The 17677-nt window shown below is 70.7% G+C and carries 19 protein-coding genes and 4 pseudogenes; 10 read left to right on the top strand and 13 right to left on the bottom strand.

Features of this window, described 5'->3' with window-relative positions:
* Positions 1-153: 153 nt before the first annotated feature.
* Positions 154-657 (top strand): hypothetical protein, encoded by a 504-nt coding sequence (locus tag AC0VYN_RS16135; RefSeq protein WP_475536603.1) that lies wholly within the window; start codon positions 154-156, stop codon positions 655-657.
* Between the two features lie 115 nt (positions 658-772).
* Positions 773-1183 (top strand): NAD(+)--rifampin ADP-ribosyltransferase, encoded by a 411-nt coding sequence (gene arr / locus AC0VYN_RS16130; protein WP_475536602.1) that lies wholly within the window; start codon positions 773-775, stop codon positions 1181-1183.
* A 16-nt stretch (positions 1184-1199) separates the two neighbouring features.
* Here the strand turns inward: arr and AC0VYN_RS16125 are convergent.
* The 3 genes and pseudogenes from AC0VYN_RS16125 to AC0VYN_RS16115 all read right to left on the bottom strand — a co-directional run.
* A pseudogene (locus AC0VYN_RS16125) lies at positions 1200-1484 on the bottom strand (M23 family metallopeptidase); the annotation flags it as partial.
* Between the two features lie 120 nt (positions 1485-1604).
* A pseudogene (locus tag AC0VYN_RS16120) lies at positions 1605-1838 on the bottom strand (peptidoglycan-binding protein); the annotation flags it as partial.
* Between the two features lie 23 nt (positions 1839-1861).
* Complete coding sequence (locus AC0VYN_RS16115) at positions 1862-2554, bottom strand: transglycosylase SLT domain-containing protein (RefSeq protein ID WP_475536601.1); 693 nt, start codon at positions 2552-2554, stop codon at positions 1862-1864.
* 393 nt (positions 2555-2947) lie between these two features.
* Between AC0VYN_RS16115 and AC0VYN_RS16110 the strand changes: the two genes are divergently transcribed.
* Positions 2948-3481, top strand: coding sequence for a GNAT family N-acetyltransferase (locus AC0VYN_RS16110; protein ID WP_475536600.1), 534 nt, complete (start codon positions 2948-2950; stop codon positions 3479-3481).
* A 92-nt stretch (positions 3482-3573) separates the two neighbouring features.
* Here AC0VYN_RS16110 and AC0VYN_RS16105 read toward each other — a convergent pair whose 3' ends face one another.
* Complete coding sequence (locus AC0VYN_RS16105) at positions 3574-4416, bottom strand: alpha/beta fold hydrolase (RefSeq protein WP_475536599.1); 843 nt, start codon at positions 4414-4416, stop codon at positions 3574-3576.
* Entirely contained in the window at positions 4413-5045 is a 633-nt protein-coding gene (locus AC0VYN_RS16100) for a dihydrofolate reductase family protein (RefSeq protein ID WP_475536598.1), read from the bottom strand. Before AC0VYN_RS16100 ends, AC0VYN_RS16105 begins: the two co-directional genes overlap by 4 nt.
* Positions 5046-5248: 203 nt before the next feature.
* On the opposite strand from AC0VYN_RS16100, the gene AC0VYN_RS16095 reads away from it, so the two are divergent.
* Positions 5249-5980 (top strand): maleylpyruvate isomerase family mycothiol-dependent enzyme, encoded by a 732-nt coding sequence (locus AC0VYN_RS16095; RefSeq protein ID WP_475536597.1) that lies wholly within the window; start codon positions 5249-5251, stop codon positions 5978-5980.
* A 76-nt stretch (positions 5981-6056) separates the two neighbouring features.
* On the opposite strand, the gene AC0VYN_RS16090 is transcribed toward AC0VYN_RS16095, so the two are convergent.
* From AC0VYN_RS16090 to AC0VYN_RS16080, 3 genes are all read right to left on the bottom strand, one after another.
* A complete protein-coding gene (locus AC0VYN_RS16090; RefSeq protein WP_475536596.1) occupies positions 6057-6536 on the bottom strand; it encodes a MarR family winged helix-turn-helix transcriptional regulator in 480 nt (159 codons plus the stop codon).
* Positions 6537-6571: 35 nt separating this feature from the next.
* On the bottom strand, positions 6572-7486 hold the full coding sequence (locus tag AC0VYN_RS16085) for an NADP-dependent oxidoreductase (protein WP_475536595.1): 915 nt from the start codon (positions 7484-7486) through the stop codon (positions 6572-6574).
* Between the two features lie 303 nt (positions 7487-7789).
* Positions 7790-8698, bottom strand: coding sequence for an SDR family NAD(P)-dependent oxidoreductase (locus AC0VYN_RS16080; protein ID WP_475536895.1), 909 nt, complete (start codon positions 8696-8698; stop codon positions 7790-7792).
* A 324-nt stretch (positions 8699-9022) separates the two neighbouring features.
* Here AC0VYN_RS16080 and AC0VYN_RS16075 point away from each other — a divergent pair, with 324 nt between their 5' ends.
* Entirely contained in the window at positions 9023-9286 is a 264-nt protein-coding gene (locus AC0VYN_RS16075) for an HU family DNA-binding protein (protein ID WP_475536594.1), read from the top strand.
* 46 nt (positions 9287-9332) lie between these two features.
* Positions 9333-9716 carry an SRPBCC family protein gene (locus AC0VYN_RS16070; RefSeq protein WP_475536593.1) on the top strand — a complete coding sequence of 128 codons (384 nt, stop codon included), beginning with the start codon at positions 9333-9335 and terminating at the stop codon, positions 9714-9716.
* 169 nt (positions 9717-9885) lie between these two features.
* On the opposite strand, the pseudogene AC0VYN_RS16065 reads toward AC0VYN_RS16070, so the two are convergent.
* Positions 9886-10526: pseudogene (locus tag AC0VYN_RS16065) on the bottom strand (NUDIX domain-containing protein).
* Between AC0VYN_RS16065 and AC0VYN_RS16060 the strand changes: the two are divergent.
* A pseudogene (locus AC0VYN_RS16060) lies at positions 10482-10625 on the top strand (Mini-circle protein); the annotation flags it as partial. The pseudogenes AC0VYN_RS16065 and AC0VYN_RS16060 sit on opposite strands and share 45 nt — an antisense overlap.
* A 24-nt stretch (positions 10626-10649) precedes the next feature.
* Here the strand turns inward: AC0VYN_RS16060 and AC0VYN_RS16055 are convergent.
* Positions 10650-11057: a hypothetical protein gene (locus AC0VYN_RS16055; protein WP_475536592.1), complete on the bottom strand. Its 408-nt coding sequence runs from the start codon at positions 11055-11057 to the stop codon at positions 10650-10652.
* A 65-nt stretch (positions 11058-11122) separates the two neighbouring features.
* Complete coding sequence (locus tag AC0VYN_RS16050; RefSeq protein WP_475536591.1) at positions 11123-11791, bottom strand: tetratricopeptide repeat protein; 669 nt, start codon at positions 11789-11791, stop codon at positions 11123-11125.
* Between AC0VYN_RS16050 and AC0VYN_RS16045 the strand changes: the two genes are divergently transcribed.
* On the top strand, positions 11745-13235 hold the full coding sequence (locus AC0VYN_RS16045; protein WP_475536590.1) for a hypothetical protein: 1491 nt from the start codon (positions 11745-11747) through the stop codon (positions 13233-13235). The genes AC0VYN_RS16050 and AC0VYN_RS16045 overlap by 47 nt on opposite strands.
* 203 nt (positions 13236-13438) lie before the next feature.
* On the opposite strand, the gene AC0VYN_RS16040 is transcribed toward AC0VYN_RS16045, so the two are convergent.
* Positions 13439-14062, bottom strand: a complete 624-nt coding sequence (locus AC0VYN_RS16040; RefSeq protein ID WP_475536589.1) for a hypothetical protein — start codon at positions 14060-14062, stop codon at positions 13439-13441.
* A 168-nt stretch (positions 14063-14230) separates the two neighbouring features.
* Here AC0VYN_RS16040 and AC0VYN_RS16035 point away from each other — a divergent pair, with 168 nt between their 5' ends.
* Positions 14231-15691 (top strand): helix-turn-helix domain-containing protein, encoded by a 1461-nt coding sequence (locus AC0VYN_RS16035; protein WP_475536588.1) that lies wholly within the window; start codon positions 14231-14233, stop codon positions 15689-15691.
* Positions 15692-15784: 93 nt separating this feature from the next.
* On the top strand, positions 15785-16456 hold the full coding sequence (locus tag AC0VYN_RS16030; protein WP_475536587.1) for a hypothetical protein: 672 nt from the start codon (positions 15785-15787) through the stop codon (positions 16454-16456).
* A gap of 573 nt (positions 16457-17029) precedes the next feature.
* Here the strand turns inward: AC0VYN_RS16030 and AC0VYN_RS16025 are convergent.
* Positions 17030-17617, bottom strand: coding sequence for a TetR/AcrR family transcriptional regulator (locus AC0VYN_RS16025; RefSeq protein ID WP_475536586.1), 588 nt, complete (start codon positions 17615-17617; stop codon positions 17030-17032).
* Positions 17618-17677: the final 60 nt, after the last annotated feature.

The raw sequence follows: 17677 nt of genomic DNA, 5'->3' as shown, positions 1-17677 counted from the left end.
CGGGCGCAGTCGTCTGGACGGATTCCGACCCGACCGCCGGGACGCTGGGGCGTGGCCCCGACGGCGCTGCTCAGCCGGTACCTGTACCGCAGCTCGACAACCCAGAATTGAACGTGTTCAATCAAGGCTGACGCGTCTGGGGAGGGACGGAAGATGGGGAAGGCAGGACCGGGCAGATGGAGCGTCGCTCTGGGGGGCGTCGCGCTCGCGCTGACGGTGACGAGCGGGTGCAACCCGTACGGGTCCTACGCGGGTACCGGCGTGCACGACGCGACGGCCGCGGAGATCGCGGGTACTTGGACGTGCGTCGAGGGCACGCAGGTGACCCTGCGCCGCGACGGCACGGCCGTCTTCCGGCAGCTGGACGGCGCCGACTTCGACTTCGACGAGGGCTGGCGACTGTCGGGCACCGGAACCTGGCGCCTCACCGACACCGACGACGGCCAGGAGATCGACCTCGACCTGACCCGGCGGACCGGTCTGGACTACCGCGCGGATGCCCTGAGCGGCAACGACGACAGCTCGCCGGCGTCCCCCACGAACTACAGCTGGGACCTCTACGTGGACCGCGGAACGGACAAGGGACTGCGGCTGTTCTTCTTCTACGGCGACCCGGACACCGGAAACAGATACGTACTGGCCCGCCCCCGCACATGACCGACGCCTGAATTCCTCACGCGGCTGCGCCCCGACCTGCTGCGCAGGCACCGGACCGCAGCGATATGTCCGAGCCATCCTGGAGGGCTCGCTCTTGGCGCGCTAACCTGTGGCGATGGACGAGGCGTTGGACGAGGGCCCTTTCTTTCACGGCACAAAGGCTGAGCTGCGGGTCGGAGATCACCTCACCGCCGGTTTCCGTTCCAACTACCGGCCCGAGATCGTGATGAACCACATCTACTTCACCGCGTTGCGCGACGGCGCGGGACTCGCCGCCGAACTCGCCGCCGGCGACGGGGCCCCACGGGTGTATGTCGTCGAACCGACCGGGGAGTTCGAGAACGATCCGAACGTCACCGACAAGAAGTTCCCCGGCAATCCCACCCGCTCCTATCGCAGCAGGGAACCGCTCCGGATCGTCGGCGAGGTCACCGACTGGACGCGACAGACACCCGAAGCTCTTCGCGTATGGCGAGATCGGCTGGCCGCGATTCTTCTGAGTGACCGCGCCGAGATCATCAACTGACACCGGTACGGCCCGGCTACCAGTTTGGGGGCACGTCGGATCCGAAGCCACCACCGGCCGGGCGCTTCTCGAGGTGGAGATGAGGGCCGTTGGCGTTCCCGGTGGAGCCGACTTCTCCGACCTTCTGGCCGGCCTTGACCGAACCGCTGGTCACGGTCCGGTCCGAGAGGTGGCAGTAATAGAAGTCGAATCCGCCGGCACGCAGCACGAGGAAGTCGCCGAAACTCTTGTCGTGTCCGATGCGGACGGTGCCGCTGAGTACGGCGAGGCACGGCTCGCCCTGCGGAGCGGCGTAGTCGGCGCCGGTGTGGTATCCCAGGCTCCAACGCGAACGGGGTCCCTTCATGCGATAGGGCGTGGTGACACCGTGTCCGGGGACGGGAGACGCGACGCCTCTGCCGGAGGGCACGGTCGTGGTGGCGGGGACGTGCAGCTCGTCCCAAGAGGTCTTGCCGGGAATGCCATCGGCGTCGGCGCCTTCGAACTTGAGCTTGCGCTGCCATGCGGCGAACGACTGCTGATCGACATCGGTCCACTCGGGACCAGGGCCTGCCCGGTACTTCCCGCATCCTTCCGCCACCAGGCGCCTGCCCATGGCGGTGATCACGGGACTCTTCTGTCCCTTGTGAAAGAATGCCGTTCCGGGGAACGCTTGCGTCGCCATAATTCTGTCTCCTTTCAGTAAGGGGCCGGATCAAGGTGAGGATTCGCCTGTTGCACACGTGCGATGTCGCCGTACCGGCGCCAGATGTAGTTGATGGATGCCGCGACGTTGGCCACCGGATCGTAGATTCGGTGGGACGTGCCCACCTGGTGGTTCTCAGCGAACGTATCGGGAATCACCTGGGCGTAACCGCGTGAGCAGTTGAGCTTGGCGCCGTCCGACTGCACCGGGCCTGTCGCGTTCTTGTCGTCCTCGTTCACGGCGTTCGGCCGGAAGGACGACTCGCGAAACATGAGAGTGAGCAGGTTCGCTCCGTTGCCGACTCCCGTGACCCAACCCCTCGGCGCACCGGTCCTGTCGCATGCCTGCTCGGCGAACGCGCGAGCCGTATCTTCGTCGACGGCCACTCCCGAGTTCTTCGCGAAGCCCACAGAATCCCTGGCGATGGCCCCGGGATGCCGGCAGTCCACAGTGAACCCGGATCTGGCGCCGAGCTTGGCCAGTGAGGAGCAGCCGGGGAATCCATCGGCAGCCGAGCCGGTGAATCCCAGCATGCGCTGCCACGCCGCGTAGGCCGATCTCGTCTCCTCACCGAAGAGCCCGGTGGCACCCGCGGGGATATTCACCCCGGCTGCGATCAACGCCACTTGAGTGGCTTTGACGTCATCGTTGCGCTTGCCGAACCGTACGTTGGAGAGAGCAACCATGATGCCTCCCCTCAAACGCTGGAGGTAAGGGCGTACTGGTTGGTACGGCAGGGCACTCGCCTGAAAGCTGTACACGTTCTCATAACGATGAGCCGCCTACCGTCACGCTTGCCCCTATTCCACCTTGCGCCTCACGGAAACCGCCCGCAAACCGCGGTAGGCGACGGGGCAAACCCGCGAATGCCCCGCGTGAAGAGGTCCGCAGGATGCGCGGACCTCAGTCCTGCCCGCTGCCCGCGCCGGAGGGCCGGCACCCCGCTCGAGGAGCGTCAGGGCAGCGTGCACCGTCTCGCCACTCCGGCGCTCGGCCCCCGCAGGGCGTGGCTTCCGAAATGGCAGCGCGGGCAAACGCCGGATTTCCGATGAGGCGCGTGCCTTCGGCAGGATGGGCACATGACCGAGATCCGCACACCCCGTCTCCTCCTCCGTAGCTGGCACGACGACGACCTCGCGCCGATGGCGGACATCAACGCGGACCCACGGGTCATGCGCTGGATCGACGACGGCACGGTGCGCGACCTGGACCTCACGGCCGAGGACATCGAGCGATGGGAGGAGGAGTGGGACGAGGAGGGCTTCGGACTCTTCGCCGTCGAGCTGCTGGCCTCGGGCGAACTGATCGGCTTCACGGGACTGTCCGTGCCCGAGTTCCTGCCGGAGGTGATGCCCGCCGTGGCGATCAGCTGGCGGCTCGGCTCACAGTTCTGGGGCCAGGGGTACGCGTCGGAAGCCGCGCACGCCACGCTGGAGTTCGCACTGCAGGACCGCGGACTCGACCGCGTCATCAGCATCAACCAGGTAGGGGACGACGCCTCCGAGAACGTCATCCGCAAGCTCGGCATGGTGCCCGAGCGGGAGACGTCACACCCGGTGTACGGCTACCCACTGCGCGTCCACGCCATCGATCTCACCGAGTTCCAGGCATGAACCGGCCGAGCCGTCGATCACAAGAGGCGGTCTGGTAGCGACCGGCGGGCGGACTTCTCGAGCCCGCCCGTGATGACTCGACGTCCCCTCCCCTACCCGAGCGTGAGCATCGCCTCGGCGACCTCGTCGACCGCCGCATCCGGGAGCGCGGTGGCGGCCTCCTCGAGGACGAGCAGCCGTGCCCCGGGGATCTCGCGTGCGAGCGCCTCGCCGTTGCCGACGGGGAAGAACCGGTCGCGGCGGCCGTGGACGACGAGCGTGGGGGCCTCGATCTCGGGCAGGCGCTCGCGCCAGCGGGGTCCGCAGTCGAGCCTGGAGAACACCATGCCCAACTGGTTGGCCATCTGGACGGGGGATGCGGTGCCGGGCGTGCGGTCCCAGATGCGCGCGGCGATCGCGCGCGCGGCGACGGGGTCGTCACCGACGATCTCAGCGCCGGCGGCGGCGAACTCCGCGACAGCCTCGCGGTCGGTCCAATCGGGCATCGGACGCGCGAACAGCCGGCTCATCGTCGCCTGGTCATGGTCGGGGAGGTCATCGTCGGGCGGGCCAGGGGCAACCGCGCGGGTGCCGAGCAGGGTGAGCGTCGAGAACGCGCCCGGATGGTCGAGCACGGCCACCTGGGCGACCATTCCGCCGACGCCGACCCCCGCGAGGTGCGCGGGCCGCCCTCCGAGCGCGTGGGCGAGGGCCGCGGCGTCGGCGGCGAGATCGCGCAGTGTGTAGGCGGGCGCCTCCGGATCCGTCGTCGTCGACTCCCCGCTGTCGCGCAGGTCGTAGCGCACCACACGGCGCCCGCCGGCGACGAGGCGCTCGCACAGTGCGTCGGGCGAGGAGAGCATCGTCGGGCCGCCCGCGAGCAGGACGAGTGGCGCGTCGTCGTCACCGAACGACTCGACGCCCAGGGCGATGCCGTTGATGTTGACAGTGGTCATCGGACCACACCACCCGGAAGGACGTCGTAGGTCAGATGCGTAGCGGTCGTTGTCGTGATCACGCTCCGCTGCACCAGCGTGTGCGGTGCTTTGCCGGTGAACAGTGGTGTCCCGGCACCCAGCACGACGGGCGCGAGGTGCAGGCTCAGCGCGTCGATCAGCCCGGCGGCGAGTGCCGAGCCGACCGTGGCGCCGCCGCCCATGAGGACGACGTCGAGGTCCCTGCCGCTGTCCGACGACGCCGCCTCGGCTCGCTCACGGGCGACGGTGACGGCGTCGGCCAGACCGGTGGTGACGAACGTCCAGTCGAGGCCGGTGAGCCGCACCGCTTTCGGCGGCGCGCTCGTCACGACGACGAACGCGGGCCTGCCCACCTCGCCGGCGCCGTAGCCGGTCGTGTCGTCCCAGCCGTTCGGCCCGTCGACCACGCCGAAGAGCCGGCGGCCGAGGACGACGGCACCCGAGCGGGCGGTCCCCTCGCGCAGAAGCCGGCGGTCGTCGGGGTCGTCGGAGAACGCCCAGGTGTGCAGGGCCTCGCCACCGGTGCCCAGACCGTTGTCCGGTCCGGGGTCAGGGCCGGTGACGAAGCCGTCGAGCGAGACCGAGATGTCGGCGATGATGCGGGTCATGCCAGGACAGACCCTATCCGTCGCCCGAACTCATCGCTCACGCAGGTGAAGGGGTGCGGCCGCGCTTCACCCCATGTCTGGCCTGCCCACCGGGCCACCGGGGGCGGCAGATGCCCAAGACCGATGTCGTCGCGTACGGGACGATCACCATGCGCAGCCACGGCTTGACGTCAGGTGCCGCGGTCACGGGGTAGGAGAGACCGATGACCTACGACGAGACTCGGTCGCCGACCGTATTACTGCCCTTGCTGCGTACGTCCGTGGAGCGGTTGCTCGCTGCCGCGGCCGCTCTGGACGATGCCGACGTGCAGGCCCCTTCACGGCTACCTGGCTGGAGCCGTGCGCACGTACTCACCCACATCGCGCGCAGCGCCGATTCCCGCACCCGGCTGCTCACTGCGGCCCGCACGGGCGCGGATCTGCCGCAGTACAGGGACGAGGCCCAACGGGAACGGGAGATCGAGGAGGGAGCCGGGCGCCCGGCCGCCGAGCTGGCCGATGATCTGGAGGCCGCGCTGCACCGATTCCTGAGGGTCGCCGACAGCCAGCCGGAGCACACGTGGGACGTACCGGTGCGCTGGCTCGGCGGAGGCCTGCGCCCGGTGCGCGGCACCCTCCGCAGCATGCTGCGCGAGGTGGAGGTGCACCACACCGATCTGGCGACGGGCCACAGGCCGACGGACTGGCCGCCCTGCCTCGTGGAGCGGGAACTGGCCCGTATGGCGGAGACGCTCAACGACCGGCCCGACGCCCCTGCCATGGCACTGCTCGCCGACGACGACCAGGTTCTGCGCCAGGTCGGTGACGGCGGGGGGCCACGAGTTTCGGGACCTGCGGCAGAACTGCTGGGCTGGCTGACCGGCCGCACGGACGGAACCGTACTGACCGTCGATCCACCCGGCCCCCTGCCGACCGTGCCCGCCTGGCGAAGCTGACCTGCGGGAATGCGGGTGCAAGGGCGCGTGGCAGGCAGGCGGTTCGTCTGGCGCGTGGCCGCCTGCCCGTGCCTGATCAAGCGTCAGGCGCCGGCCGGCTGTGGTCCCTGACCGACTTCTCGATGGTGCGCGCACACTCGGTGAACGTCTCGACCTGGTCGGGGGTCAGATCGCGGACGGAAATCTGCTCCAGGGTGCGCCACATGTCGGCGATGGGCTCCTGCAGGGCGCGCCCGGTGTCGGTGAGGCTGACCACCATGACCCGCCGGTCGTGGGCAGCGGGCTCCCGGGTGAGCAGGCCGGCCTCCTGCATGCGGCGAAGCGACTTGGAGACGGTGGAGTGGTCGAGGCCCACACGCTCCAGCAGCTCCGCCTGGGTCTGGCCGTCGCGGTCGAAGAGCTGCATCAGCAGCAGCTCCTGTCCCGGATGCAGGTTCAGGGCGCGCAGCATGGCGGCGGCGTGGCCGCGGTGGGCGCGGGCGAGCTGGAAGATGGCGTAGCTCAACCGCCCGTCGCGCGCCGTGTTCGGCGGCTCCGATGAGGTGGTGTCGGGCATTGCTGCTCCCTGATCTCAGGAGTGGGGGTGATGGGTCAGTCGACAGTCAGGACGATCTTGCCGCGGTTGTGGCCGGCGTCGCTGGCCTGTTGCGCCTTGGCCGCTTCGGCGAGGGGGTAGGTGGCGCTGATCGTGGTCGTCAGCGTGCCGTCGGCGGCCTGCTGGGCCAGTTCGGCCAGCCGGGCGGCGGAGCGGCGCTGGGGGCCCTCGGCGAAGACGATTCCGAGTTCACGGGCGCGGAAGTCGGCGGTGGTGACGATCCGGTCGGTGCCGCCGCGCAGGGTGATGGAGTCCTCCAGTGCGCCCTTGCCCGCGGCGTCGAAGACGGCGTCCACCCCACCGAGGGCGAGCTCGCGGACCCGCTCGACCAGGTTGTCCCCGTAGATCAGCGCGGTCGCGCCAAGTGAGGTGACGTACTCCTGGTTGGCCGGTCCGGCGGTACCGATGACGCGGGCGCCGCGGGCGACGGCGAGCTGGACGGCGATGGTGCCGAGCGCGCCCGACGCGCCGTGGATCAGCAGGGTTTCGCCGCGCTTGACGTCGAGCAGGTCCAGGACCCGCTCGGCGCCGTCGCTCGCCACCGGCAGCGCGGCGGCGTGTGTCCAGTCCAGGCCGGCCGGCTTGGGCGCGAGGACGTTCGCGGGTGCCAGGGCGTACTGGGCGTAGGAGCCGGTGTCGGACCAGCCCAGGACCTCGTCCCCCACCTTCAGGTGGTCGACGTCCTCGCCGACGGCGTCGACCACACCGGCGATCTCCCCGCCGGGCACGGCGGGCAGCGTGGTGGGGAAGATGGCCTCCATGACACCGGAGCGGATCTTGCCGTCCACCGGGTTCACGCCGACCGCCCGGACGCGGACCCGGACCTGGCCGGGTCCGGGCTGAGGAATGTCGAGCTCCGCCTCGTGCAGGACCTCGGTGCCGCCGAACGTGTCGAAAACGATGGCCTTCATGACTGGTCTCCTCGAGTGGCATGCCGCGCCGGCCAACTTCCGTGGCCAGCCACATAAAAGTAGCACCGATTACGTGGCTAGCCAAGTAATCGCTTCGAGGTAGATCCCGGCACGCAGTCCGCCTGTCACCGAACGGTCGTTCGGTGACAGGCGGACTGCGCGTCCAGAGCCCCTTGCCCCGATGCCCTCGATGCCGGGGAGGGAGCCGGGTGACCGGCCGGCGGCCGTCGCCCCCGGATGGACGTCGTTCCCGGTGAGCCGGTCGGGTGCCGGCGCACGACTCACCGCCGACGGAATGACGTCTCAGCCGACCGGCCCGGCCCCGGTCGCGGCGACGGACAGCTCCCACAGCCGTGCGGCGGAGGCGCGGTCGACGGCGTAACTGCGGACCCAGCCGACGTCCATCGGCCCGTCCTCGCCGGTGACCCGAGCCACCTCGCAGTCCTCCAGGTAGAGCCCGCCGCGTCCGGCCAGGAGCGGGGAGGTCGCCGCCCACAGGCCGGTGGCGGCGCCCTGCGACGGGCTCTTGAAGCCCTCGCCGATCACGGTGCCCTGCTGGTCCACCCAGCCCAGCGCCACCTGCTCGCTGCGCGTCAGATCCCGCTGAAGGCCGGTGATGATGCTTCCCGGGTGGAGGGCGAACGCCCGGATGCCGTCGCCACGGCCGAGAGTGTCCAGGTGGACGGCGAACAGGACGTTGGCGGTCTTGGCCTGCCCGTACGCCTGCCAGCGGTCGTAACCGCCACGGAAGTGCGGGTCGTGCCAGCGGAAGTCGGTGATGCCGTGACCGCTGGAACTGTAGACGACGACACGGGCACCCTGCGCATCGCGCAGGAGCGGGTACAACTCGCTCACCAAGGCGAAGTGCCCGAAGTGATTGGCGGCCAACTGGTACTCCCAACCGGGCCCGACGCGCCGCTCGGGGGTGGCCATCACCCCGGCGACAGCCATGAAGAAGTCGAGCCGGTCGACCGACTCCCGGATGCGTGCGGCGGCGGCACTGACGCTGCCGAGGTCGGTCAGGTCCATGGGGACTATCTCGGACGACTCCCCTGACTTCCTCCGGCGCCCTGCTCGCCCCGTGGGACTGCGCGGACGGCGACAACCAGAAGTTCCGCCTGGAGGCGTCCGGCGGCGGCTTCCGGCTCCGGCCGCTCCACAGCGGCCTGTGCATCGGGTTCCTCCCTCCAGCCACCGACGGTGCCGAGGCAGTGCAGACCGCCTGCACCGGCGCCTCCGACCAGGTATTCACCTTCACATCAGCCTGACCGACTGTTCTCCATCCGTTCGGGTGGCCGGGGGGGGACCTGCGGCTTGGGCCCGGCATCGGCATGGGGTTGTCCGAGGCTTCGGCTGAGTCGAGCGACGGACCAGGGCGGCGGGCGTGGCCGCGACCGGCGTGACCCTGTGCACCGGGCTTCAGTCGCGGCCGCGCCGTCATGGGCATGGGGCCCCTACGGATGCGGCTGAGCCGGAACGCGGTGATGGTGGAGAGACTGCGGCAGGACAACACCGACACGATGGGCGGATGCGCCGATGGACAAAACGGAGCTCCTCGACTTGACGGCACGCCGTGTGGCAACGGCCTCGGGCGGGGGTCAACCGGGCAGTGAGGACGTCACACGTGTCTTCGACGCCCTTTTCGGCACCGTCGAGCATCCTGGAACGATCGCCGAAGCGCTGAGGTCGAAGGGGAGGGTCGGCCTGGGCAGCTTCGGCAGCCTGGCGCAGGAGGAGGGCACGGCTTCCTTCCGGCCGGGCAAGGCGCTGACCGAGTATCTGCGTGGCGAGGTCGAATGAGCGCCCTGCACATCACCGTTCGGTGCGGGCTCCTCCTGAGCGGCTCATGGCGCAGCTGACGCTCAACGCCACCGGTCCGGCAGCGCCCGGCACCGTCTGGGAGCGCTACGTGCGCGTGGACCGGTGGGCGTCCTGGTCACCGCAGATCAGGGCCGTCCATACCGACGCCCCGTACATAACCCCAGCACTCCGAGGGGCGGTCGAATCGTTCGCGGGTCTGCGGATTCCCTTCGTCATCGAGAGCGTCGATCACCACCATCGGACGTGGTCGTGGAGAGTCCGCCTGGGGCCGGTCCGGCTGCGCCTCCACCACGTACGGCCCGACCCGCAGGGCAGCTCCGCCGGCCTCACCTTGCACGGCCCGATGCCCGTCCTGGCCGGCTACGCCCCGCTGGCACGACTCGCTCTCAGACGTCTGGTCCGGCCGTGAACCTGCCCACGGCGACATAGTGCCCCGGGCAGGACCCGTACGTCGGCCCCGCGTGGCTTCGTCGACGAGGACGGACGGACAGCGGACGTTCACCGCTTCGGGAGGCACCTGAGCCGTCCCGGAAATCGAACGCCCCGGCTTCCCAGGTGCGTCTGGCGGAGGCGGACCTTCAGACGTTCCGCTGTCGGGCGAAGGGCCCGCACAGGGCTGCCCATGGCAGGAGCAGGATGGTCTTGCCATCGGTGATGCGCCCGTCGCGGGCCATGGTGAGGGCCTCGGCAAAGGGGAGTTCGAGGACTTCGATGTCCTCGCCCTCCTCCGCGAGTCCTCCGCCCGTGCCGGTCCGGTCGGCCGGGGTGTAGGGGGCGGCGAAGAAGTGGAGGCGCTCGGTGACGGAGCCCGGGCTCATGTAGGCATCGAGCACGTGGGTGAGCGGACCGAGTCTGACGCCGAGTTCCTCGGCGCTCTCGCGGCGGATCGCGGCGTGCGCGTCGTCCTCATCGAGCAGTCCGGCCGCCGCCTCGATGAGCATGCCGTCCGGGTGGCCGTTCACGTAGGCCGGATAGCGGAACTGACGGGTGAGCAGGACGCGGCTGCGTCCGGTGTCGTAGGGCAGGACGACGGCGCCGTTGCCGCGGTCGTAGGTCTCGCGCTGCTGGGTCTGCCACCGTCCGTCGCGGCGCCGGTGGTCGAAGGTGGTGCGACGCAGGACGTGCCAGCCCTGGAGGTGAGTTCGACGTCGCGTATCCGGACATCGGGCCGGCGGACAACGACGCACCCACGGTCTGGTCCGACAGGGTGGACTTCCATGCGGCGTACGCCTCGAGCGCCTCGACCAGGGACGAGGCGCTCGCGGCCTGGGAGGCCGAGGTGGAGAACTCGCGCCGCATCGAGCGGGAGGCCGTAAGCCGTCGCAGTCACGCCGGGGACGGACTACACGCCCGCTTCCCCCTTCTCGCGTGCGGCGAGTTCCCGCAGTCGGGCCAGTTCGGCCGCGTGCTCGCTCACCCGCACCCCCAGGAGCCCGTAGGTGAGAAGCACCGCGCCCGCGACGGACAGGGGGACCGAAAGACCGAGCACGGCCAGCGCCTCGGGCCAGTCGCGTTCGTCACCGCAGGGATCCTTTGCCCGTCCGTCGTTGGCGGTCCCCCCGTCGGTGAAGAGACGGGACTCGCACTCGACGGGACGGCGCGCGTACTCGGGTTCCACCTCGTAGGAGGTGGCGAGCAGCACGCCGCACCACACCCACAGCACGGTCGCGACGGCCAGCAGACCGAGGCCCAGGGTCCGGGCGCGTCGGCCTCGTTCGCGGAACCGCATGTCGAACACCTGTGGATGCATGACGGCTGAACCTAGCAGCCGCCACGGAACGTGTCGCGACGGGGCGAACGTTGCCTGCCGCGGCACTAGGAACGGATGAAGGTGCGGGCTTGGTCGATCCACCCCAACGCGGCCTTGGCGTCACAGCTTTCGGCGACCGACCGGGCCTCGTCGAGGTGGTGGAACGCTGCCGACGGGTCGCCGGTTTCGGCCGCGAGGTAGGCCAGCGCCACCAGGCCGGCCGCTTCCCCCGGCCTGAAACCGATTTCCTGGCGCAGCGTCACCGATTCGGTCAGCCGCTCGCGGGCCTGATCGAAGTCGCCCGCGTCCCTGTCCGCGAAGCCCAGGTGGCGAATCGCGTACGACATCGTCATCCGGTCGTCGACGGATCTCGCCAGCGCGTATGACCGCTCGAAGTACGGCCTGCCGGTGACGCCGTCACCCTTGACCACCTGGTGCCAGCAGCCGACCCAGAACAACGCGTCCGCCTCACCCGACGCATCCCCCAGGCGCTCGTACAACCCGGCCGCGCGCTCGAACAGTCTCGGGGGCCGTTGTGACACGGCGGTGGCAGCAAAGGCTTGCCTTGGCTCGTCGAGGGCGTTTGTGTGTCTGCGACGAGTGCCGCCCGACCGGGGTGGCGCCTCGACATCAGGGGTGGGATCCGCGTTGAGAAACACGTTAGGAAGAGGCAGCAGGCTGACGACGGTGCTGCTGGCCGGCGCGCTGGTCGGATCGGCGCTGGCGACGGTCACCGGTACGGCGTCCGCGGCCTCAGGGGTCGCCGCCCCGGACACCGCCCCGGCGGCCGTGGTGCCGTCGGGTCCGGGCGTTGAGCTGTCCGCCGCGTCGTTCACCCAGATGACGGTGGACGACGTCGGCCGGCGCGTGTGGATAGCCGGAGACCGGGTCTATCCGGACGGGTCGCGGGACGGTGAGCTGGTCGGCCTGCTCTACGGGGGTGCCGGGCCCGCCGTCGCGAGTGCCCACATGGCCGCTCCCCTGTCCGGCGTCGCGGTGGAGCCGGACGGCTCGAAGGTCTATGCCGGGCAGTCGGACCACATAGCGAGCTACTCCCACTCCAGCGGGTACCTGAACCCGCTCGATCCGATTCCGGCACCGGCCGACGACTGCGGACGGGAGCTGGTGCACACCGGCGGGCGGCTGTTCTTCACCAGCCGGCCGGCCGCGTCGCCCGACGGCTGCGCCGACGGGCTGGGCAGTGTCGGTGTCGCCGCGTCGGCCGAGGGCGGCACGGCCGGGGTGGTCATGTACTCGGGCACCCGGCTCCACCTCGAGGGAGGGCCCGGAGGTCTGCTCGTGACCGCTCCGGAGCGCTGGTCCCCGACCGATGACCCCGACCTGGGGATCTATCGGGTGACGGACGGGGCGGACGGAAACCTGCTGGAGTTCCTGGGCGAGCGCCGGTTCGGCGAGGACGGCACGGGTCGGGGCATGGACTTCCGGGACGCCGACTTCTCCGCGGACGGCTCCGTCCTCGCGGTGGCCGACGGGGAACGGGGGACCGTGCTGCTCAGCGGCAAGGACGCCCGTTTCCTCGAGAACCACTACGCGCCGCTGCCGGAGGGTGTGGCGCCCACGGCCGTCGCCTTCAGCCCCGACGGCAAGTGGTTCGCCCAGGGCGGCGCGGCGTCGGGCGATGCCGCCGACCTGACCCTGGCGTTCGCCGACCCCTCGGTCGACCGGCAGCCGCTGCGCATCAGCTTCGAGGACGAGACCGCGGGCCACCGCGTCGTCCCGCGGGGCATGGAGTTCTCCGGGGACGGACAACAGCTCTTCGTCGTGACCTCCGACCAGGAGGGCAGCAGGTTCTGGCTGCACACGATCCAGACCCGGGAGGCCCTGGCCCCCTCGCGCATCGTGGACGTGGCGCACGGTCCGGCCGTCGCCGGGGATCCGTTCAGGGTGACCGGGCGACTGGACCTGGACGGTCTGGCACCCACCGAGGCGCCGCGGATCACGGTGCAGCGACTGAACGGCCCGGAGTTCACCGAACTGCCGCCGGTTCCGGTCGCCGAGGACGGGACGTTCGTCGTGGAGGACGTCCTGCCGGACCGGGTGGGAGACGTCCACTACGTGCTCGGCTACGCGGGTGACGAGGTCCACTACCTCTCGGAGTACTGGCTCGTGGTGGACAGGGTCGAGGCGTCGAGCACGGTACCCCGCGGCGGACGGTAGCCGGAGCGGGGCGGTCGGTGGCCGGACTCCGGGGCGCGCATTGTCTTCGGCTCGCTGTTGTCCAGGCAGTGGGCGGTGCTGGTCGGCGGCCATGATCTTCTCGTCCAGGCCGTCCCCCGCCCCGGGGCATGACCGGTAGGGGGCCGTCCTTCCGACCCCCGTGGCGGGAGGACGGCCCCGGCTCTTTTCCGATGGCCGCCCGGTCAGTAGAGCTTGTCGACGGCCGTGCTCGTGGTCTTCTTGAAGGCGGCCACGGGCGCGTTCCCGAAATCGCCCATCTGTCCCCACTTCACGACGGTGACGGTCCTGCCGTCCCGCCCGACCGACAGCAGGGCGACGTCGGTGGCGCCCCAGGACGTCTCGGTGTGCAGGCCGCGGACGCGGGCACCCTCCTCGACCGGCAGCCTGCCGTAGTCCCGGCCCTCGGCCTCGACGTCGGGCGAGGACTCCTCGATGCGGTCGGCGCAGGTGCGGATCAGGTCGTCGTAGTGCTTCGCCAGGGCCTTGGCCTGGGCGGCCGTGCCCGTCACGACGGTCAGCTGCACGGCGCTGGTGTCCAGGTCGGTCCAGAAGTCCCGGTACCGGTAGTCGTAGGCGGGCACGCCCTCCGTGCTCACGCAGAGGCCGAGTGCCTCCGGGAACCCGTCGGTGACCGGTCCGGCGGTCCAGGACGACGTCGGGTGCAGCGGCAGCTGGGACGCCGAGAGGAACGTGGGCGCGGCGGCCTTCGGCGCGGCGCCGGCGGCCGGTGCCGTGAGGACCGTGCCCGCCGCGAGGGCGGTGACGGTGAGTGCGGTGAGAGCGCTCGTTCGGATGCGCATGGACATGGGTGCCCCCCGTGGAGAGTGCGTGGACGTGGATGCCGCTGCGAGGCGCCCGGCCCGGGCCTGGTCGGTGCGGCACCAGAAGCATCGGCGGCCGCGGCGGCCGGGCGCAACAGCCGACGGCCGATCGGGCACGCTGGAACCATCCCAGCCCTTCTGACGTGCAGATACATGGGGTGCCTGGGATGCCGTCCCGGGCCGGGTGGGGGTCGTACGAGGACGGGGGTGCCTGTGACGGCACAGGGCGACGGCGACGGCATCGGCGAGGTGGCCGAGTTCGCGGCACTGCTGCGGACGTTGAAGGAGCACACGGACCGGAGCTATGGCTCGCTGGCCCGCCGTCTGGACATGAACACCTCGACGCTGCACCGCTACTGCGCGGGCGACGCGGTGCCGCTCGACTTCGCCCCCGTGGAACGCTTCGCGGCCCTGTGCGGGGCGACCTCGGAGCAACGCCTGGAACTCCACCGCCGTTGGCTCATGGCAGTGGCAGTCCGCCGCCGGCCCCGTACTGCGGGTGCGGCGGAGCAATCGCCCGATGCCACGGTGGCGGAGGCCGTGAACGACGCGGCGGACGGACCGGACCCGGCGGTGGAGGGCGTCACCGCACCGAACACGGTGCCGAAGGCCGACGGCGGCCCGGTCGCCGAAACGGGCCCTGTACCCGGGCCCCCCGGCGCGCCCCTGCGCCCGCGCCGCCCCTGGTACCGCCGTGGACGTCTCGTGATCGGGTCGGCCTCCGCCTGTGCCGTGCTCGCGACGCTCGGGGCCCTGTCCGCGCTGCCGGACGGGCGGCGGGCGTCCGCCGACGGTCCTGAACGGGTCGCCGGCCCGACGGCGTCCGGTACGGCGGAGGCCAGGGCGCCTGAGCGACGAGGCGCCGCTGCCTCACCCGGCCCGAGCGGCACCCCCACCTCCGAGCGGCCTTCGGGCTCCGTCACCCCGAAGGAGAAGCCGGGCACCTCTCGCCCGCCCGGCGTGACATCCGCCCCGTCCCGCGGCGAACAGCCCGCCGGGCTGCCGCTCACCTGGTCCGTCAACTCGCAGGCGTGGAAGCTGGGTTGCGGTCACGACTACGTCATCGCCAAGCCGCCGAACCAGGTCCCCCCTCCCCCTGCCTCGCAGGACGCGGCGCCCTGGGCGGCGACGCAGAGCGCGGTGCACGGCGGCGAGACGCTCGTGCAGCTCTCGGTGCAGGGGCGCAGTGACACGGCCGTCGTGCTGGAGGCGCTGCGCGGGCGCGTGGTCGGCCGTACGGCGCCTGTCGAGGGCAACGCCTACGCCATGGACCAGGGCTGCGGCGGATCGATCACTCCCCGGTACTTCGCCGTGGACCTGGACAAGGACCGCCCCATCGCCCGCGCGTTCGCCGGGAACGACTCCGGCACGCCGATCCCGGCCGTGCGCATGCCCTACCGCGTCTCGGCGAAGGACCCCGAGGTGCTGCTGGTCACGGCCGGGACCCGCTCGTGCGACTGCCGCTGGTACCTGGAGCTGGACTGGTCCTCCCAAGGACGCAAGGGCACCGTGCGCATCGACGACGACGGCCACCCGTTCCGCACCAGCGCCATCGAGGGCCTGCCCCGGTACACGTACGACACCCTGGGACGCCGGTGGGGGCCCTACAGCTAGGGGCGGGGCACGATGCGGTCCGCCCGGGCGCGGCCGCCGTCCCGGTCCGTGATCGTCGACAAGGCCCCGCGGGTACGTCTTGAACCTGATCCCATGCCCTCCCCTGTGCACGCACTGGCCCACTGCTCCCTGCCCCCGGCCGCGGTGGCGGAGTTCCTTGCCCTGCCGCAACAACCAGCGATTGAGGACGACTTCGACGCTCTCGACGCCGTTCTGCGTGCTCGGGGCTGGAGTTGGGAACACGAATGCCTCACCGACTCCTACCGCACGGGCTTCGGGCATCCGTTGTGCACCGAGGGCGACACCCCGTTCGGGGATCCGACAGCGCGAAGTTTCCTGGCGTTCGGGGAGCTCTATCCTGTCGACCCGGACGACGAGGACCTCGTCAACATGCCCTGGCTGGGCAAACTCGTGGACAACTGGGGCCAAGCCCCGGGCTGGACCGTACAGCGCCCGTCCACGGTGGAGGCGTGCATCGAAGTACTCGACCGGGCCGCGGAGGCCGTCGCCGCCCATCTCGGGGCCGCCCCGGAGCTGACGATCACCAGCGACGCTGCCGTGGTGACGGGCCCGCCGATGCCCAACCGGATCTGGCGCACCGCCACGCAGGCCGTGATCGTGGGCCCACACGCGGGCAACGGCCCGTACGGCTACCTCACCCATCTGCAACTCGCTGCCTCTCCCCTCGGCCTGGCCCCCGAGTTGCCGCCCGCGGACGACACGGCAGAACTGGACCGCTGGATCAGGACGCACGTCGACTGGTGATGTGCCGTCGGGGGTGCTCAATATCCGCCGCGCGACCCAACTCGGCGAGCCGCACCCCCCGTTGTGGCCCGCGCTCGCCGTATGCCCCGCGCGGGGTCTGCAGGTAGTCCTCCGGAGCAGAGGGCGGAGCGGGCCCTGGAATCGGCCTCTGACGCCGACGTGCGACCCGAACTCGTCGACACCGCCGGCGCGTTCATCGCGAACGGCCTGGCCAAGACGCACAAGGCGCCCGGCGACCGGCCGTACCTTCTGAGCATCGCCTGTGACGCAGACGGGGTCGGGGAACTCGTCCTCACCCTGTCGCGGCGCGGTCAGGAGCAGGCGTACGGGATCGAGTGCGGGGACCGGGAGGCCGACCAGTTCAACATTCCCGCGGGTGCGCCGTTCACCGTACGGGTCGACCCGGTCGAGGACGGCACCGGCCTGATCCTGTGGCGTCTGGACACCATCGCCCAGGACGCGGTGGAGGGGGTGACGACGACATCGACGGTTGCGACGGCTGAGGGGTCGGCGTTCCTCGAGCAATGGTGTCGGGGTCACCCCCTCGAACGCTGTGTACGAAGACGCGGTTCGTCACGTACCTCGAGAGGGGCAGGCGCTCTCCCAGGCCGCCTCGATCATGCGGAAGATCTCGTCCACCGCGGCTTGCGGATCGGCGGCCTCGCGGGCCAGCGAGTAGGCGTCGATCACGAACCTCGCCATCGCCCGGCTCGCCGTTTCGGTCGGGGACAGTTCGGGGTCGGCGGCGATGGCCGCGGCCAGCTTCTCCGCGTGGCGCAGCCTCATCGAGTCCTCGTACTTCCGCAGGGCGGGTGAGTCGTCGATCATGCGCCAGATCGGGGCCGCGCTGTCCGCCGTGCAGTGCCGCACCAGGGCCTGTACCTCGCGGCGCAGCGCCGGGACGAGGGGCTCGTGCGGTGCCCGGTCGGTGACCGCCCGCATGAGGCGTTGCTCGAAGTCCTCGTCCCGCTCGAACACCAGCGCCTCCTTGGAGGCGAAGTGGGAGAAGAGCGTGGTGACGGCCACGTCGGCCTCCGCGGCCACGTCGCGGATACCCACCGCGTCGTACCCGCGTTCCAGGAAGAGCCGCAGGGCCGTGTCCGCGATCTTCTGGCGGGTCGCGGCCTTCTTGCGTTCACGGCGTCCGGACGGCTCGTTCATGCGCTGACCGTACCAGGTACGAAGCCGCAACCGCTGCAAAAAGCTAACCGTTAGTGTTAC

It is taken from the genome of Streptomyces sp. 63XJN7_1_ISO-PGPR-S23-121, from assembly GCF_056173025.1.
The sequence above is the reverse complement of the archived record's forward strand: the minus strand, read 5'-3'. Positions and strand labels throughout refer to the sequence as shown.

Coding starts and splice junctions, on each gene's coding strand:
- AC0VYN_RS16135 (WP_475536603.1), top strand. CDS start 154: ATGGGGAAGGCAGGACCGGGCAGATGGAGCGTCGCTCTGGGGGGCGTC.
- arr (WP_475536602.1), top strand. CDS start 773: ATGGACGAGGCGTTGGACGAGGGCCCTTTCTTTCACGGCACAAAGGCT.
- AC0VYN_RS16115 (WP_475536601.1), bottom strand. CDS start 2,554: ATGGTTGCTCTCTCCAACGTACGGTTCGGCAAGCGCAACGATGACGTC.
- AC0VYN_RS16110 (WP_475536600.1), top strand. CDS start 2,948: ATGACCGAGATCCGCACACCCCGTCTCCTCCTCCGTAGCTGGCACGAC.
- AC0VYN_RS16105 (WP_475536599.1), bottom strand. CDS start 4,416: ATGACCACTGTCAACATCAACGGCATCGCCCTGGGCGTCGAGTCGTTC.
- AC0VYN_RS16100 (WP_475536598.1), bottom strand. CDS start 5,045: ATGACCCGCATCATCGCCGACATCTCGGTCTCGCTCGACGGCTTCGTC.
- AC0VYN_RS16095 (WP_475536597.1), top strand. CDS start 5,249: ATGACCTACGACGAGACTCGGTCGCCGACCGTATTACTGCCCTTGCTG.
- AC0VYN_RS16090 (WP_475536596.1), bottom strand. CDS start 6,536: ATGCCCGACACCACCTCATCGGAGCCGCCGAACACGGCGCGCGACGGG.
- AC0VYN_RS16085 (WP_475536595.1), bottom strand. CDS start 7,486: ATGAAGGCCATCGTTTTCGACACGTTCGGCGGCACCGAGGTCCTGCAC.
- AC0VYN_RS16075 (WP_475536594.1), top strand. CDS start 9,023: ATGGACAAAACGGAGCTCCTCGACTTGACGGCACGCCGTGTGGCAACG.
- AC0VYN_RS16070 (WP_475536593.1), top strand. CDS start 9,333: ATGGCGCAGCTGACGCTCAACGCCACCGGTCCGGCAGCGCCCGGCACC.
- AC0VYN_RS16055 (WP_475536592.1), bottom strand. CDS start 11,057: ATGCATCCACAGGTGTTCGACATGCGGTTCCGCGAACGAGGCCGACGC.
- AC0VYN_RS16040 (WP_475536589.1), bottom strand. CDS start 14,062: ATGTCCATGCGCATCCGAACGAGCGCTCTCACCGCACTCACCGTCACC.
- AC0VYN_RS16035 (WP_475536588.1), top strand. CDS start 14,231: ATGGGGTGCCTGGGATGCCGTCCCGGGCCGGGTGGGGGTCGTACGAGG.
- AC0VYN_RS16030 (WP_475536587.1), top strand. CDS start 15,785: ATGCCCTCCCCTGTGCACGCACTGGCCCACTGCTCCCTGCCCCCGGCC.
- AC0VYN_RS16025 (WP_475536586.1), bottom strand. CDS start 17,617: ATGAACGAGCCGTCCGGACGCCGTGAACGCAAGAAGGCCGCGACCCGC.